The sequence below is a fragment of the Polaromonas sp. CG_9.11 genome (assembly GCF_015752225.1).
GTDB lineage: Bacteria > Pseudomonadota > Gammaproteobacteria > Burkholderiales > Burkholderiaceae_C > Polaromonas.
In genome coordinates this window covers 100,925-116,127 of the sequence record NZ_JADOVE010000013.1, presented here as the reverse complement: position 1 = coordinate 116,127, position 15,203 = coordinate 100,925, and the positions used below count along the sequence as shown (strand labels likewise).

Here is a 15,203-nt window from a genome sequence, read left to right as displayed (position 1 = left end):
TGCCTTTTCTTACGCCCTCTCCCTCTGGGAGAGGGCGGGGGTGAGGGCTGATACCGAGGGCGGCCCTTGCCATGTCCGCCAGCCGATGCACACTGCCCCTGCAGTCCACAGCCGCAGCAGCCCAACCTGAAAACACCATGAACCAACTCCAACTCTTCCTCCCCTGCGCCGCCGGCGTCGAAAACCTCCTGGCCGCCGAAGTCCAGCGCATCACCGGCATCGAGGGCAAAGCCTGGCGTGCCGGCGTCCAGCTGCAGGCCTCGTGGCGCGAAGCGCTGCAGCTCAACCTGCACAGCCGCCTGGCCCAGCGCGTGCTGATCGAGCTGCAGCACGGCCCCTACCGCAGCGAGCAGGACCTGTACAACGCGGCGGCCAGTGTCGCCTGGGAAGTCTGGTTCACGCCCGCGCAGACCTTCAAGGTCGAAATCACCGCCCAGCACAGCCCGCTGCAAAGCCTGAACTTTGCCGCGCTGAAGATCAAGGACGCGATTGCCGACCGCTTCCGGCACAAGTTCAACGACGTGCGCCCCAGCGTCGACACCCGCTGGCCCGACGTGCGCGTGTATGTGCACCTGACCACCGACACGGTGACGGTCTACATCGACACCTCGGGCGAGCCGCTGTTCAAGCGCGGCTGGCGCGAGGACAAGGGCGACGCGCCGCTGAAGGAAACGCTGGCCGCCGCGATGATCGCCGCCAGCGGCTGGAGTGGCGACGAAGGGCAGTGCAAGCAAGGCGTGCCGCTGTACGACCCGTGCTGCGGCTCGGGCACGATTGCCATCGAGGCGGCGCAAATCGCCTGCAACATCGCGCCGGGCATCAACCGCCGCTTTGCCTTCCAGAAGTATTTGCCTTTCCAGGGCCACGTGTGGGAAGGCCTGCTCGACCAGGCCGAAGCAGCGATCACCGAGCCCACCGCGCCGGTGTTTGGCAGCGACGTGTCCTTCCGCATGGTCGATTTTGCCGAGCGCAATGCCGAACGCGCCGGCGTGGCCCATGCCGTGCAGTTTCGCGGCGGCGACGCGCTGCAGCGCATGCCGCCCGCGCCCGGCGGCGTGATGCTGGTGAACCCGCCGTATGGCGAGCGCATCGACGTGGCGGGCGTGGCCGGCACCAGCGGCGTGCAGCAGCGCGAGCAGCGGCGTTCGCAGTTCCAGGGGCAAAGCGTCGATGAATTTGGCCAGCCGCTGGTTCGCCCCGAGCGCGACATGCGCTCAGGCCGGGAAGAGCGTCATGCGCGCAACGAGCAGGACAGCCGCGAGGACAGCGGCTTCGAGCCGCCGCGCGACCGCTCGGCCAACCCCGGCCGCGAGCAGGCGCACAACGCCTGGGGCGAGGAAGCCTCGGACTTCTTCCCGCAACTGGCGGCCCACTGGAAGAAAAACTACGCCGGCTGGACCGCCCACGTGCTCACGCCCGACCTGAAACTGCCCAACAAGATGCGCCTGAAGGAGTCGCGCCGCGTGCCGATGTGGAACGGCCCGATCGAATGCCGGCTGTTTCGCTTCGACATGGTCGCCGGCTCGGCGCGCGGCAAGCCTGCTGGCGTGCCCGAAGCGCAGTTGCCGAAAAACTAAATGCTGCCCGTTTCCCCTGAAGTGCGCAAAGCGCCGGTCGTCATCGACACCAACATCATTCTTGACATTTTTGTCTTCAACGACGTCGCCGCCAAACAGGTCAAAAAGGCGCTGGAAGCGGGCGAGATCGACTGGATCGCCACGCAGCCGATGCGCGACGAGCTGGCGCGGGTGCTGGCCTACCCGCAGATCGTGCCGCGCCTGGTTTTTTACCATCTGGTGGCGGGCGACGTGCTGGCCAGCTTCGACCGGCATGCGCGCCTGGCAGACGTTGCGGCCAAGGCCAGCGTCACCTGCCGCGATGCCGATGACCAGAAATTCATCGATCTGGCCGTGGCGCATCAGGCCTTGCTGCTGAGCAAGGACAAACACGTCATTTCAATGAAAAAAAGGCTGCTTCCGCATGGTGTGCGGGCACAAGAAGCTATCTAATTTATAGCAAAAAAAAACAATCTATCGAGGGCGTGGCAAGGGTACGTAACAAAATGCTTGGATAAAATGATTGGCAGCCAAGACAAACCCTGACCGGAGACGCCAGTGAAATCCAATGACACCCAGTCCGTCAAAAGCCGGCACCGTCATGCTTGAGTCACTGCGCTTGAACCCGCTGGAGAACAGCGCACACTTCCTCAGGCGCATGGCCGATGTCACACCGGGTGTGATCGAGGTTTTCGACCTGGACCCGCCATCCACCCTGTTCGTCAACCGATGCATCGCCACGCTGCTCGGCTACAGCACCGAGGACATCCAGGCCATGGGCGCCGGGTTCATCACGACCCTGTTGCACCCTGACGACTTGCCGTGCTTTGCCGCGCACCGGCAGCGCCTGCGCACCTTGGGCGACCATGAAACCGCCGACGTCGAGTACCGCCTGCGCGAGCGTTCTGGCGGCTGGCGCTGGTTTGAAAGCCGCGACGCCGTCTTCGCGCGCAATGCCGCCGGGGCGGTCAGCCAGGTCATCGGCAATGCGCTGGACATCAGCGAGCGCAAGCATGCCGGGGAAAAACTTCGGTGCAGCGAAGAATTTCACCGCGTCAGCTTTGACCTCTCACCCGTGGGCATGGCCCATGTTGATACCCATGGGCGCTTCACCAGGGTCAACCAGAAGTATTGCGAGATCACCGGCTACCCGGCAGACGAGTTGCTGCGCATGCAAGTGGCCGACTTGTCGCCTCCGGACGCTCGGGCGGCGGACCAGGCCAGGGTCGACCTGCTGCTTTGTGGTGACCTTGAAAAATACGACATTGAAAAACGCTACCTCCGCAAGGACGGCGCCATCAGTTGGGTGCGCGTGATGGTGCAGTGGGTGCGAGACGCCCGGGGCCAGCCGATGCACACCATAGGCGTGCTCCAGGACATCAACGCTCGCCGGCAAACGGAGCAGGCCCTGCGAGAGAGCGAAGCCTTCAGCCGGACCGTGCTGGAAAGCAGTCCGGACAGCGTCAATGTGCTGGACCGCGAAGGACGGCGGCAAACCATGAACCGCAACGGACAGCACCTGCTGGAAATCGACGACTTCGCGGCGTTGGTCGGCCAGCCGTGGTGGAGTTCGAAACCAGAGCCCTTCGCCACGCTGGCTGCCGGGGCGGTGCAAAAGGCAAGGCGCGGCGAAACCGCGCGATTCCAGGCGTTTGCACCGACGTTCAAGGGCACGCCGAAGTGGTGGGACGTGATGATCGCGCCCATCAGCGACAAGCCAGGCGACAGCGCTGCACAACGTCTGATTGCGGTTTCCCGCGACATCACTGAAAACACGCTGGCAGAGCAGGCGCTGCGCGAACAGGAAGCGCGCTATCGCAGTCTTTTTGACAGCATGCAGGAGGGTTACTGCCTGGTTGAAGTGCTTTTCGACGCTGCCGGCAAGTCCGTTGACTACCGGCACCTGGAAACCAACGCGGCGTTTTTTGGCCACACCGGCGTCAAGGACGCCAAGGGACGCCGGGTTCGCGAGGTACTGCCCGCCATCGAGCCGTTCTGGATTGAGACTATCGGCCAGGTCGCGCTGAGCGGGGAGCCGGCCAGCATTCAGAACGAACTCAAGTCCACAGGACGCTTTTTCGATGTCAAGGCGCACCGGATCGGCGGGCCGGGAAGCCGCAAGGTCGGCATCGTCTTCAGCGACATTTCCGAGCGCAAACGTGCCGAGGCGGTGCTGGCCCAAAACGTCGAGTTGTTCTCCAGGATTCTCGAGCAGGCGCCGACCGGCATGTTTCTGGTCGACGCCGGGTTTCGACTGCAACAGGTCAACGCGCGGGCGGCACCGTTTTTTGAAACCACGCGTCCGCTGATTGGACGTGATTTTGCTGAAATCCTGGAAATCATGTGGGGGCCGGTGGTCGGCGCGCAAGTCACGGCGATCTTCCGGCACACACTGGCCAGCGGTGAACGCTATGTGTCGCCGCCTTTTCACGAGCAGCGCCTTGACATTGGCGAGGACCAGGCTTTTGACTGGGAGACCCAGCGCGTCACGCTGCCCGACGGCCAGCATGGCGTGGTCTGCTACTTCCACGAAATCACCGCGCGCCAGCGGGCTGAACAGGCACTGCGCGACAGCGAAGAGCACATGCGGCTGGCAACCGAGGCGACCGGCGTCGGGGTTTGGCAATGGAACCTCAACACCGGCATGGTTCGCTGGGATGCGCAGATGTTCCGCATTTACGGCATCACGCCCACGGCCGATGGCTGCGTTCAATACGCCGACTGGAGCGGCGCGGTTCTGCCGGAGGACCTTGACACACAGGAAGAAACGTTGGCCGACACCGTGCGCCGACTGGGCAGCAGCAGCCTTGACTTTCGCATTCGTCGCCGTGACGACGGGGAATGCCGCCACATCCACGCGGCGGAAACCGTCCGCAAAGGTGTTGAAGGACACGCCGAATGGATGGTCGGCACAAACCTTGACGTGACCGAGCGCAAGCTGGCCGAGGCGCGCATTGGCGCACTGCTTGAACAATTGCAGCTGGCCGACAGCCGCAAGGACGAATTTTTGGCGACCCTGGCGCATGAGTTGCGTAATCCGCTGGCCTCCGTCAACAACTCGCTCGAACTGATGAAACGGGCGAGCGACAACACGGCACTCGTGGAGCAGGCCCACGCCACCATAGCGCGACAAATGGGCCAGATGGTGCACCTGATTGACGACTTGATGGACGTCAGCCGCATTACCCATAATCGGCTTGCGCTCAGGCTGGAGTGCGTCGAGCTGGCATCCATGGTGCAGCACGTCGTGGAAGCCGGCCGCATGCAGTGCGAGCGTGCCGGTCACCAACTGCAGGTCTCGCTGCCGCCTGAGCCGATCACCCTGAATGCCGACCCGATGCGGCTGGCCCAGGTGCTCGGCAACCTGCTGAACAATGCCTGCAAGTACACCCCACCGGGCGGGCACATCTGGCTGAACGCAGAGCGGCAAGGGTACGAGGTCGTGCTGACGGTCAGGGACAGCGGCATTGGCATTGCGTCCGACATGCTGCACCAGGTGTTCGAGCTGTTCACGCAGGTTCGCAGCTCGCTGGATCAGTCCCAGGGCGGGCTGGGGATCGGGCTGTCGCTGGCCAGGCTGCTGACCGAGTTGCATGGCGGCACCTTGACGGCCCACAGCCAGGGCCAGGGCCGGGGCAGCGCGTTCGTCGTGCGTCTGCCAGTGTGGCTGGAAAGGGCAGCGGCGCCAGTGCCAATAAGCGCACCACCGCCGCCCGTGGCGGCCCGCCGCATTCTGGTGGTGGATGACATGCGCGAGAGTGCCGACAGCCTTGCCATGCTGCTTCGCTTGGACGGCGACGAGACGCAAACCGCCTATGACGGCGTGGAGGCCGTCGAGCGTGCTGCCGCTTTCCGGCCCGATGTGATCCTGCTCGACATCGGCATGCCGAAGATGAACGGCCACGAAGCCTGTCGCGCCATCCGTGAGCAGCCGGATGGCCAAAGCATCCTGATCATTGCCATGACCGGCTGGGGCCAGGAAGCAGACCGCCGCAAATCCCTGGAAGCCGGTTTTGACCACCACCTGGTCAAGCCGCTGGATTTTGCAGCCCTGACAAAGCTGCTGGCTCTCCCCCCCAAGGCGGGAACGAGAAATTCAGAAGCGAAAGCGCCAACCGCCGGATGACCGGGGTCATTGCCATTTGAGTGCCAAAAAGGCTGCTGCCGCACATCAGGCGGGCAAAGGCAGCTATGCAATTCATAGCATTCAGAAAAATCGGACAGATTCGGCTTGCCGATAGCACGCGCATCACAATGCCCCGCTGAAGGCCGCTGCCTTCAATTCCGCAACTTTTCACCGGTGCGCCAAACCGTGGACAGGTGCGGCCACCGCGCTGCAAAACGCTGGCGGAGCCGCCAAAACCAGAACGCCCCTGGGCACAGGCGCTGGCCGGGACAGTTAAACTTTGAGGCCAAACGCCTCGCCCGAGGCGCAGGACGGAACATTTATGACGAATTCAAGCCTCTCCCCTGCCGCATCCCCCGACACCCCCTGGATGGAAACCGAAGCCTTCGACGAACTCGATGCCATTTTGGACGACCTGCGCAGCCGCTACGACGAAACGCCGCAGTGGGAATTCTGCGAAGGCTTCATGGCCGCCGTGATCTGCGCGCGCCGCCCGATTCCCGCCGATGAATACCTGGGCGTGCTGCTGGGCCTGCCGGCCGAGGGCGAGGAGCCCGACGCCGACACCGGCTCTTTTGCCAGCGACGCGCAGAAAGAACGCTTCGTGGCGCTGTGGAACCAGCGCTGCAAGGAAGTCGAAACCGCGCTCGATGCCGAGGTCGATTCGCTGGAAGACGACGCCTGCTACCACCCTGAAGTCATGGACATTCGCGGCGTGGTGGCCGACCTGCCGCCCGAGGAACAGGCAGCGTTTGCGAAGGAAGACCTGCCGGCGTTCGCGCAGGTGTGGGCGCTGGGCTTCATGTTCGCGGTCGAAAGCTGGTCCGACGAATGGGCCGCCCCGCGTGACAAGGACGCCGCCAAGTGGCTGGACGGCGCGCTGCAGGCGGTCGTCGCCATGACCGAGGACGACACCGGCGCCTGCGAAGTCTCGCCGCTGAGCGAAGAAGGCACGCCCAGCACCAGCATTGCGCGGCTCAATGCGTTCGGCGAGGCCATCTGGGCGGTGTACGACCTGCGCGAGCTGTGGAACACCATGGGGCCGAAGGTCGAAACCATCCGCAAGGAAGCCACGCCGGGGCGCAACGATCCGTGCTCTTGCGGCAGCGGGAAGAAATACAAGAAGTGCTGCGGGGCTTGACGCCAGGCTGAGCCGGCGCATTGGGGTTGCCGGGCGTCCTGGCCGATGGTTAACCCCTTCATTAGGTCATTTGACCCATTGTTCTTGGTCGATATGGATTGCAAGCTCATGGTGAAGTCTCTGACATGACGTTAAAAATCATTGCCAGAAGATTGGGCACCTCCTTCACCAACCGCCAGGAAAAAAACCATGCAATCCAACCCGCCAAACTTCTTGCCAAACGTTCATGCGCCGTCCAACGAGCCGATCAACATCAATGAACCGGCCTCGGTGAATTACTGGCTGGCCGCCTTGCGCTGCAGCGAACTGGAGTTGCGCATGGCCGTGGCCGAGGTCGGAACCGGTGCGCGGGATGTCGGGACCGAACTGGGCCGGGCGGTATGACGGCGCGTTCGCAGATTTCCTCCGGCGCGCTCAATCTGCGGGTGGAGGAATCGTCGCCCGGGCTTTTTTGCTGGATTGTCACGCAGCTGTCCGCGCAGGAGCAGGCCGGCGAGGTGTGCATCGACGCGTCGGACCACCCCTATCCTTCGCATGAGGCGGCGATGCGCGTGGGAACGGCTTGCCTGAAAGCCTATAACGCGGCGGCCGAAGGCCTGTTGTCGATGCTTCCGTCCCGGCCTACCGCCCCGTTCTGATCCTTGCGCGGGATGCCGTGGAACAAGGTCCCCCGAGGAGGAGGGCGTTTTCGAAGGCAGCGCCGCCACCCGGTGCTTGCGCAGGAACGCTGGCCTTGCACAGCCACCCCACTTGTGCGGGGCAAGTGGCTATGGCTCAGTGCCTGCGCGCTTGCAGGTAGTTTTCCAGGTTGACCTCCGCCTGGCGCTTGACCATGGTCCGGAACGAAGGGTTCCAGCCGAGCAGGATGCCGGGCAGGCCCAGCGCCTGGCGCGACCAGGTCCAGAAGTTGAAGCGGTCGCGCTGGCGGGTGATCAGCCCTGCTTCGTTGAATTCAAACACGCTGTCGACGACGTTGTGCACCTTGCGCCGGGCGGCGCTGAATTGGTAGTCAGCTTCCCAGTGCGCCTTGCCCCGGCGGTCGTCGGCTTGCAGGGCGCTGTGGCGGAGCTTCCAGTGTTCCCGATTCCTGGCCTGGGTGGCTTCGCACAGCATGCGCCACATGCCGCTGACCTGCTCATGGCCGCGGAGGGAAAACACCTCGTCATCGAACCGGACATCGGGCGCATAGCAGGCTGCCATGGCGTCGGCGTCAAGGCGCGCAAAGGCGGCGTAGAAATGGTCGAGCCGGGTCTGGTTGGGATGCATGGGGTTTCCTTGGGAAGGCTGTGGCGCGCGCGTGAAGCGTTTTTTTGACAGCCGTGGTGAACTCTAACCCAGTCTCCGGGCGCTTGGACGGGCTGCACGTTGCCAGCGGCGCTGGGGGCACTGGCGGCGTCGGGGACAGCTTAAACGCTATGAAAAATATAGCTGCTTACACTGGAAGCTTCAGGGCCAAGCCCTGATTTGAACTAAAATCAGCCGCTTTCTGCGCACGTTCGGCGGCAGTCCCCGAGGTTCATTCTTGCCGCACCTCACATAGGCTGTTGCCCCCTGTCCCCGTTCGCCGATGGTTCGCGCACTGCACTGAACCCTCGGCATGGCTGAATACGGAATACATTGGCAAACGCAGCGCAGCGCCAGGCGAAAAGACGAGTTGGGAAAAGTCAGCGATGGAGTTACGTGAAAAGCAGGGCTGGCCCAAGGCCTTGATGGGGCTGGCCGCGCGCCTGCCCTGGTGGCTGGGCCTGACGCTGGCGGGGCTGGCCTATCTGGGCCTGCACCACCTGGCGCAAAAACCGTTTGGCACCCCGCAGCCGGGGCAGATGGGACGCTTTGTCCTGTGGGCGGTGACGCACGGGCTGGCGCTGGCAGGGCAGTACCTGCTGCCGCTGTTTTTCGGCATGGGCGCGCTGCTGTCGGCCTTCCGGCGGGACAGGGCCGCACGGCTGCACGCCGCTGCCGCCAGCCGCCCTGACGCCCTCGACGGCATGCGCTGGCAGGAGTTTGAAATCCTGGTCGGCGAGTATTTCCGGCGCCAGGGTTACGGCGTGACGGACAACGGCGGCGGCGGCGCCGATGGCGGCGTGGACGTGGTGCTGCAAAGCGACGGCGGCAGCCACCTGGTGCAATGCAAGCACTGGCGCGCGCTGCGCGTCGGCGTGCAGCCGGTGCGCGAGTTGTACGGCGTCATGGCGGCGCACGGCGCGGCCGGCGGCTTTGTCGTCACCTCGGGCGAATTCACCGAGGAAGCCGTGCGCTTTGCCAACGGCCTGGCGCTGACGCTGATCAACGGAGCCACCCTGCTGCGCGGCATCCGGGCGCAGGCTGGCAGCGGCCCGTCCTCCACGGCACCGGCCGGCCTGTCGGCGCCGGACTGCCCGGTGTGCGGCGCGGCGATGGTGCTGCGCCAGGCGCGCAGCGGCGCGAATGCCGGCAAGCAGTTCTGGGGCTGCAGCCGCTATGCGCAGGACCGCTGCCGGGGCACGCGCGAGGTGGACTGAAGCTGGCAAAAACACATTCGCTATCAAAATAGTAGCTGTTTGCCAAGGCGCAACAAGCGCAAAAGGCATTTTTCGTTAAAAAACAAGCACCCCGCAGCAACGCACGGCCAGACACGGAATAATGCACAGCTTGCGCACATCGTCGCAGCCAGCCATCCGAAACCCATCCATCCAAAGGAAAACCATGCCCACCTACCACGTCGAAATGCTCGAAGGCCGCACGCTGGAGCAAAAGAAAAAGCTGGTCGAGGCCATCACCCGCGTCAGCGTCGAAATCCTGGGCGGCCAGCCGGACTCGGTCGATGTCTTGATCACCGACATCCAGCCCGGGAACTGGGCCACCGGCGGCAAGCTCTGGTCGGAACCGAGAAACTGACACCGGGCCAGGACCGCGCTTGAACGCCCTGCCGCCTGCATCGTCCATCGCCGCCCTGCAGGCGCGTTTCGGTGCGCGCTACCGCTGGCTGCTGCTGGTCGCCGTGATGGTCGGCACGATGGCGTCGATCATGTCATCGACCATCGTCAACGTGGCGATTCCCGACATGAGCCAGCACTTTGCGCTGGGCCAGGGCCGGGCGCAGTGGGTCACGTCGGGCTTCATGGTCGCCATGACGGTGTCCATGCTGACCACGCCGTGGCTGTTGGCGCGCTACGGCTACCGCCGCACCTATGTCGGCAGCATGCTGCTGCTGATGGCCGGCGGCATCGGCGGCGGCCTGGCCGGCGACTTTACGCTGGTGCTGGCCGCGCGCGTCGCCGAAGGAGTGGCGGCGGGCGTGGTGCAGCCGATCGCGGCCATCATCATCATGCGCGCCTTCGGCACCCATGAGCAGGGCCGGGCCAGCGGGCTGTTCGGCATGGGCGTGGTGCTGGCGCCGGCGCTGGGCCCGAGCGTGGGCGGGGTGCTGGTGGACCTGTTCGGCTGGCGCTCGATTTTTTTCATGGTCGTGCCGCTGTGCCTGCTGTCGCTGTGGATGGCCTGGCGCTATGTGCCCGACAGCGCACCCGGCGGCACGGCGGCCGTGCGCGGTGGCGCGATGATCGACTGGCGCGGCTTGTTGCTGGCCGGCGCCGGCACGCTGTGCCTGCTCAACGGCATGGTCGCGCTGCAAGGCCAGGGCAGCGATCCTCTGCAGGCCGCCCTGCTGCTGGGCGCCGCGCTGGCGTTGCTGGCCGGCTTCATCGGCTGGCAGCGGCGCATGCAGGCGACCGGCCGGGAACCGCTGATGAACCTGGCGCTGTTCGGCCACCGGCCCTTCGCCATGGGCAGCGTGGTGGCCTTCATCTATGGCACGGCGCTGTTCGGCTCGACCTACCTGCTGCCGGTGTACATGCAGCTGGGCCTGAATTTGTCGGCCTCGCATGCCGGCGCGGTGCTGCTGCCCGCCGGCGTCGTGCTGGCCGCGACGATTGCGATCGTCGGCCGCCTGGCCGACCGGCAGCCGACCTGGCAGCTGGTCACCGTCGGCCTGGGGCTGCTGGCGGTGTCGTTCGCGCTGATGGGAACGCTCACGCTGAGTTCGGCGCTGTGGCTGCTGGCCGTGTGGGCGACGCTGGGGCGCATCGGGCTGGGCTTTATTTTGCCGTCGCTCAACCTGGGCTCGCTGCGGCCGCTGCCCAAGGAACTGGTGTCGCAGGGCGCCAGTGCCATCAGCTTCGTGCGCATGCTGGGCGGCGCGATGGGCGTCAGCCTGTGCGGCATCGTGCTCGAATGGCGGCTGGCGGTACACGGCGATTCGCTGGACCTGGCCGCCAGCAGCCCGGCGCGGCTGGCCGCTTTCAATGAATCGTTTTTGATGCTGGCCGCGCTGTGCGTGGTCGCCATGGTGGCGGCATTGCAGTTGCGCGTGCCGCCGCCTTCCACCCCTTCCACCCCTTCCACCCCTTCCACCGGAGACTAGACCATGTGCCAGCTGCTCGGCATGAACTGCAACGCGCCCACCGACGTGACCTTCAGCTTTCGCGGCTTCGCACAGCGCGGCGGCCGCACCGACCACCATGCCGACGGCTGGGGCATTGCGTTTTTTGAAGGCGACAGCGCCGTGGACGGGCCCGGCGATGGCAAGGGGCTGCGCCATTTCGTTGACCACCTGCCGGCCTGCGCGTCGCCGGTGGCCGAGCTGATCCGCCGCTACCCGATCAAGAGCCGCAACGTGATTGCGCACATCCGCAAGGCCACGCAGGGCCGGGTGGCGCTGGAAAACTGCCACCCCTTCGTGCGCGAACTGTGGGGCCGCTACTGGGTGTTTGCGCACAACGGCAACCTGGTCGATTTTGCGCCGCGCCTGCACGGCAGCTTCCGGCCGGTCGGCTCCACCGACAGCGAACGCGCGTTTTGCTGGATCATGCAGGAGCTGGCCAAGTCGCATGCCGACGTTCCCAGCGTGCAGGAGCTGACGCTGACGCTGCGCGAACTGGCGGCGCAGGCGGCACAACACGGCACCTTCAATTTTCTGCTGAGCAACGGCCAGGCGCTGTGGGCGCATGCGTCAACCCAGCTGGTGTACGTGGAGCGCCGCCACCCGTTTGCCCATGCCACGCTGAGCGACGAGGACGTGAGCGTGAACTTTGAAGACCACACCCAGCCGACTGACCGGGTGGCGGTGGTGGTCACCGCGCCGCTGACCACCAACGAGACCTGGACGGCCTTTTCGCCGGGCGAACTCAAGGTGTTCCAGGGTGGCGTGCTGCTCGACGCCTGAACCCTGCGATGGCCGGTTTCAGGCCGCCAGCGCGGCTTCCAGCGCGTCGATGAACATCGCCGCCACGTCAAAGCCCATCTGGTCATGGATTTCCTGGAAGCAGGTCGGGCTGGTGACGTTGATCTCGGTCACGCAGTCGCCAATCACGTCGATGCCAGCCAGCAGCAGGCCGCGCGCGGCCAGGACCGGTCCCAGTGCCTCGGCAATCTCGAGGTCGCGCGTGGACAGCGGCTGCGCCACGCCCAGGCCGCCGGCGGCCAGGTTGCCGCGCACCTCGCTGCCCTGCGGAATGCGCGCCAGGCTGAACGGCACCGGCTTGCCGCCAATCACCAGCACGCGCTTGTCGCCCTTGACAATTTCAGGCAAAAACTTTTGCACCATCACGCTTTCGGCACCGTTCTTGTTCAGGGTTTCGATGATGCTGCCCAGGTTCAGGCCGTCGGCCCTGACCCGGAAAATGCCCATGCCGCCCATGCCGTCGAGCGGCTTCAAGATGATGTCCTGGTGCTCGGCATGAAAACGCCTGATGTCGGCGGCGTCGCGCGTCACCAGCGTCGGGCCGATGAACTCGGCGAACTCCATGATGGCGAGCTTTTCAGGGTGGTCGCGCAGCGCGCGCGGCTTGTTGAAGACCCTGGCGCCTTCGCGCTCGGCCTGCTCCAGCAGGTGGGTGCTGTAGACATATTCGCTGTCGAACGGCGGGTCCTTGCGCATGATGACGCAGCCGACGTCCTTCAGCGGCTGCGGCCGCTCGTGCGGAGGCTGCTGCTCGGCGGTGAACCAGTCCTGCGCATCGCCAGTGAGAATGATGTCGCGCACGAAGGCGGTCACCGGCGTGCCTTGCTGCCACATGATGTCCTTGGGCTCGCAGGCGCTGATGGTGTGGCCGCGCCGCTGCGCCTCGCGCATCATGGCAAAGGTGGTGTCCTTGTAGATCTTGAAGGATTCGAGCGGATCGGCAATAAAAAGGATGTTCATGGAATGGGAGGGGACCTGGCGGTCCGGGGTTGGTGGCGCCGGCACAGGATGGGCATGCGCGGCGGTGACTGGAGCGTATTGTTGTACAAACCGCGGGGCCGCGCCGGACGTCGTGTTGTCGTTGGCGGCATTGGCATGGATTTTCCATGGAACTCCGCCAGCGTCAACCCGGCGGCAGCCATGTGCTATTAATTAAGGAGCAGAAAACCCAATCAGGGATTGCGCAAGAGCCGGATTTTGCTTAAATCTCGATCTTGCTGCCCAGCTCGACCACGGAATTGTTCGGCAAATTCAGGAAATCCGCCGCACCGCTGGCGTTGTGGTGCATCTGCGCAAACAGCTTTTCACGCCAGGCGGCCATGCCGCTGCCGATGCTAGGAATCACCGTGTCGCGCGACAAAAAGTAGCTCGTGGTCATGGGCTCCAGCTGGCAGCCCCGGTTTTTGATCTGCTGCAGCGCCTTGGGCAGGTCCAGGTCGTTCTTGAAACCGTAGTGGACATTGACCTGCCAGCAGTCATGGCCCAGTGACTCCACTTCCAGCCGCTTGTTCATGCCGATCCAGGGCACCTCATGGTTGCGCACCGTGACAAACACGTTCTGCTCATGCAGCACCTTGTTGTGCTTGAGGTTGTGCAGCAAGGCGTTGGGCACCATGCCCGGCTCGGCGGTCATGAAGACCGCCGTGCCCTCGACGCGCTGCGGCGGGCTGACAAACACCGAATCGAGGAAGCTCGGCAGGTCGATGGCGTCGGTGCGCAGCTTTTCATTGAGCAGGCGGCGGCCTTCCTTCCAGGTGATCATCAGGGTGAACACCGCGCCGCCAATCGCCAGCGGAAACCAGCCGCCGGCGAACAGCTTCATCAGGTTGGACGCGAAAAACGCGAAATCGATCACAAAAAACACGCCGGTGGCAGCAAGGCACAGCCACAGCGGGTATTTCCAGCCGTAGCGAATCACGTAGAAGGTCAGCACGGTGGTGATCAGCATGTCGGTGCAGACCGCTATGCCGTAGGCCGCCGCCAGGTTGCTCGACGAGCGGAACATCACCACCGCCAGCACGATGGTGACAAACAGGCTCCAGTTGACAAACGGCATGTAGATCTGGCCGGTGTCGCGCACGCTGGTGTGCTCGATGCGCAGCCGGGGCAGGTAGCCCATCTGGATGGCCTGCTTGGTGACGCTGAAGGCGCCGGTGATCAGCGCCTGCGAGGCAATCACCGTGGCCATCGTGGCCAGCACGACCAGCGGGATCAGCGCCCAGTCGGGCGCCATCAGGTAAAACGGGTTCTTGACCGCTTCCGGGTTGTTCAGCAGCAGCGCGCCCTGGCCGAAATAGTTCAGCACCAGCGACGGCATGACCACCGAAAACCAGGCCAGCCGGATCGGTTTCTTGCCGAAGTGGCCCAGGTCGGCATACAGCGCCTCGGCACCGGTCACGCACAACACCACGGCGCCCAGGATGATGAAGGTGGTGCCCGGGTTCTCCCACATGAACATCAAGGCGTAATAAGGATTGATCGCCAGCAGGATCTCGGGGTGGGTCACGATCTGGGACACGCCCAGAATGGCCAGCACTGCAAACCAGACAATGGTGATGGGGCCAAAGAACTTGCCGATGCCGGCCGTGCCATGCTTTTGCAGCGCAAACAGCCCGAACAGGATGACCAGGGTGGTCGGAATCACCGCCTTGGTGAAGGTGGGCGAAATCACCTCCAGCCCCTCAACCGCCGACAGCACGGAAATGGCCGGGGTAATGACGCCGTCGCCATAAAACAGCGAGGTGCCAAAGATGCCGACCAGCAGCAGCACACGGCGCAACCGGGGCCTGTCCTGCACCGCCGTGGAAGCCAGCGCCAGCATGGCGATCAGCCCGCCTTCGCCGTGGTTGTCGGCGCGCAGCACCAGCGTGACATATTTCAGCGAAACGATGACGGTCAGCGTCCAGAAGAAGATGGACAGGATGCCGTAGACGTTCTCGGGCGTGAAAGGAACATGCCCGGAGCCGAACACCTCCTTGATGGCATACAGGACACTGGTGCCGATATCACCATAGACCACGCCAATGGCGCCTACGGTGAGTGCCGCGAGAGATGATTTTTGACTTGTCACAAAAGCTGCCCGTCTTGGAAAAAGGACTGGATTCGAGCACCGCCAGGGGAGGCCATGGCCCGTGGAAGGCTTGTCGAAGGGACCGCCAT

13 protein-coding genes are annotated in these 15,203 nt (G+C 64.4%); 10 read left to right on the top strand and 3 right to left on the bottom strand.

Annotation, left to right across the window (positions count from 1 at the left end; genetic code table 11):
* Positions 1–137 precede the first annotated feature (137 nt).
* The 6 genes from IWX85_RS12380 (at position 138) to IWX85_RS12355 (ending at position 7,461) form a co-directional block, all read left to right on the top strand.
* Positions 138–1,577: a class I SAM-dependent RNA methyltransferase gene (locus IWX85_RS12380; RefSeq protein WP_196869923.1), complete on the top strand. Its 1,440-nt coding sequence runs from the start codon at positions 138–140 to the stop codon at positions 1,575–1,577.
* Positions 1,578–2,009 (top strand): putative toxin-antitoxin system toxin component, PIN family, encoded by a 432-nt coding sequence (locus IWX85_RS12375; protein WP_196869922.1) that lies wholly within the window; start codon positions 1,578–1,580, stop codon positions 2,007–2,009.
* Between the two features lie 148 nt (positions 2,010–2,157).
* A complete protein-coding gene (locus IWX85_RS12370; protein WP_196869921.1) occupies positions 2,158–5,682 on the top strand; it encodes a PAS domain S-box protein in 3,525 nt (1,174 codons plus the stop codon).
* 322 nt (positions 5,683–6,004) lie between these two features.
* Positions 6,005–6,823, top strand: coding sequence for a UPF0149 family protein (locus tag IWX85_RS12365; protein ID WP_196869920.1), 819 nt, complete (start codon positions 6,005–6,007; stop codon positions 6,821–6,823).
* Positions 6,824–7,012: 189 nt separating this feature from the next.
* On the top strand, positions 7,013–7,207 hold the full coding sequence (locus tag IWX85_RS12360) for a DUF3606 domain-containing protein (RefSeq protein ID WP_036808351.1): 195 nt from the start codon (positions 7,013–7,015) through the stop codon (positions 7,205–7,207).
* Positions 7,204–7,461: a hypothetical protein gene (locus IWX85_RS12355; protein ID WP_196869919.1), complete on the top strand. Its 258-nt coding sequence runs from the start codon at positions 7,204–7,206 to the stop codon at positions 7,459–7,461. Before IWX85_RS12360 ends, IWX85_RS12355 begins: the two co-directional genes overlap by 4 nt.
* Positions 7,462–7,597: 136 nt before the next feature.
* On the opposite strand, the gene IWX85_RS12350 is transcribed toward IWX85_RS12355, so the two are convergent.
* Positions 7,598–8,089, bottom strand: coding sequence for a nuclear transport factor 2 family protein (locus tag IWX85_RS12350; protein WP_196869918.1), 492 nt, complete (start codon positions 8,087–8,089; stop codon positions 7,598–7,600).
* Positions 8,090–8,493: 404 nt separating this feature from the next.
* Here IWX85_RS12350 and IWX85_RS12345 point away from each other — a divergent pair, with 404 nt between their 5' ends.
* From IWX85_RS12345 to IWX85_RS12330, 4 genes are all read left to right on the top strand, one after another.
* The gene (locus tag IWX85_RS12345) at positions 8,494–9,324 is read left to right on the top strand and encodes a restriction endonuclease (RefSeq protein ID WP_196869917.1); all 831 of its coding nucleotides are present in this window, start codon (positions 8,494–8,496) and stop codon (positions 9,322–9,324) included.
* A gap of 184 nt (positions 9,325–9,508) precedes the next feature.
* The gene (locus IWX85_RS12340; protein WP_036808344.1) at positions 9,509–9,700 is read left to right on the top strand and encodes a 4-oxalocrotonate tautomerase; all 192 of its coding nucleotides are present in this window, start codon (positions 9,509–9,511) and stop codon (positions 9,698–9,700) included.
* A gap of 19 nt (positions 9,701–9,719) precedes the next feature.
* Positions 9,720–11,225 (top strand): DHA2 family efflux MFS transporter permease subunit, encoded by a 1,506-nt coding sequence (locus IWX85_RS12335; protein ID WP_370584276.1) that lies wholly within the window; start codon positions 9,720–9,722, stop codon positions 11,223–11,225.
* 3 nt (positions 11,226–11,228) lie between these two features.
* Complete coding sequence (locus tag IWX85_RS12330) at positions 11,229–12,026, top strand: class II glutamine amidotransferase (RefSeq protein WP_036808340.1); 798 nt, start codon at positions 11,229–11,231, stop codon at positions 12,024–12,026.
* Positions 12,027–12,044: 18 nt separating this feature from the next.
* Here the strand turns inward: IWX85_RS12330 and gshB are convergent, their stop codons facing one another.
* Positions 12,045–13,004 (bottom strand): glutathione synthase, encoded by a 960-nt coding sequence (gene gshB / locus IWX85_RS12325; protein ID WP_196869916.1) that lies wholly within the window; start codon positions 13,002–13,004, stop codon positions 12,045–12,047.
* A 241-nt stretch (positions 13,005–13,245) separates the two neighbouring features.
* A complete protein-coding gene (locus IWX85_RS12320; RefSeq protein ID WP_196869915.1) occupies positions 13,246–15,114 on the bottom strand; it encodes a potassium transporter Kup in 1,869 nt (622 codons plus the stop codon).
* Positions 15,115–15,203 lie beyond the last annotated feature (89 nt).

What these genes read in the sequence shown, in the direction of transcription:
- IWX85_RS12365 (WP_196869920.1), top strand. Translation starts at nt 6,005, where the DNA reads ATGACGAATTCAAGCCTCTCCCCTGCCGCATCCCCCGACACCCCCTGG.
- IWX85_RS12375 (WP_196869922.1), top strand. Translation starts at nt 1,578, where the DNA reads ATGCTGCCCGTTTCCCCTGAAGTGCGCAAAGCGCCGGTCGTCATCGAC.
- IWX85_RS12380 (WP_196869923.1), top strand. Translation starts at nt 138, where the DNA reads ATGAACCAACTCCAACTCTTCCTCCCCTGCGCCGCCGGCGTCGAAAAC.
- IWX85_RS12345 (WP_196869917.1), top strand. Translation starts at nt 8,494, where the DNA reads ATGGAGTTACGTGAAAAGCAGGGCTGGCCCAAGGCCTTGATGGGGCTG.
- IWX85_RS12350 (WP_196869918.1), bottom strand. Translation starts at nt 8,089, where the DNA reads ATGCATCCCAACCAGACCCGGCTCGACCATTTCTACGCCGCCTTTGCG.
- IWX85_RS12355 (WP_196869919.1), top strand. Translation starts at nt 7,204, where the DNA reads ATGACGGCGCGTTCGCAGATTTCCTCCGGCGCGCTCAATCTGCGGGTG.
- IWX85_RS12340 (WP_036808344.1), top strand. Translation starts at nt 9,509, where the DNA reads ATGCCCACCTACCACGTCGAAATGCTCGAAGGCCGCACGCTGGAGCAA.
- gshB (WP_196869916.1), bottom strand. Translation starts at nt 13,004, where the DNA reads ATGAACATCCTTTTTATTGCCGATCCGCTCGAATCCTTCAAGATCTAC.
- IWX85_RS12360 (WP_036808351.1), top strand. Translation starts at nt 7,013, where the DNA reads ATGCAATCCAACCCGCCAAACTTCTTGCCAAACGTTCATGCGCCGTCC.
- IWX85_RS12370 (WP_196869921.1), top strand. Translation starts at nt 2,158, where the DNA reads ATGCTTGAGTCACTGCGCTTGAACCCGCTGGAGAACAGCGCACACTTC.
- IWX85_RS12330 (WP_036808340.1), top strand. Translation starts at nt 11,229, where the DNA reads ATGTGCCAGCTGCTCGGCATGAACTGCAACGCGCCCACCGACGTGACC.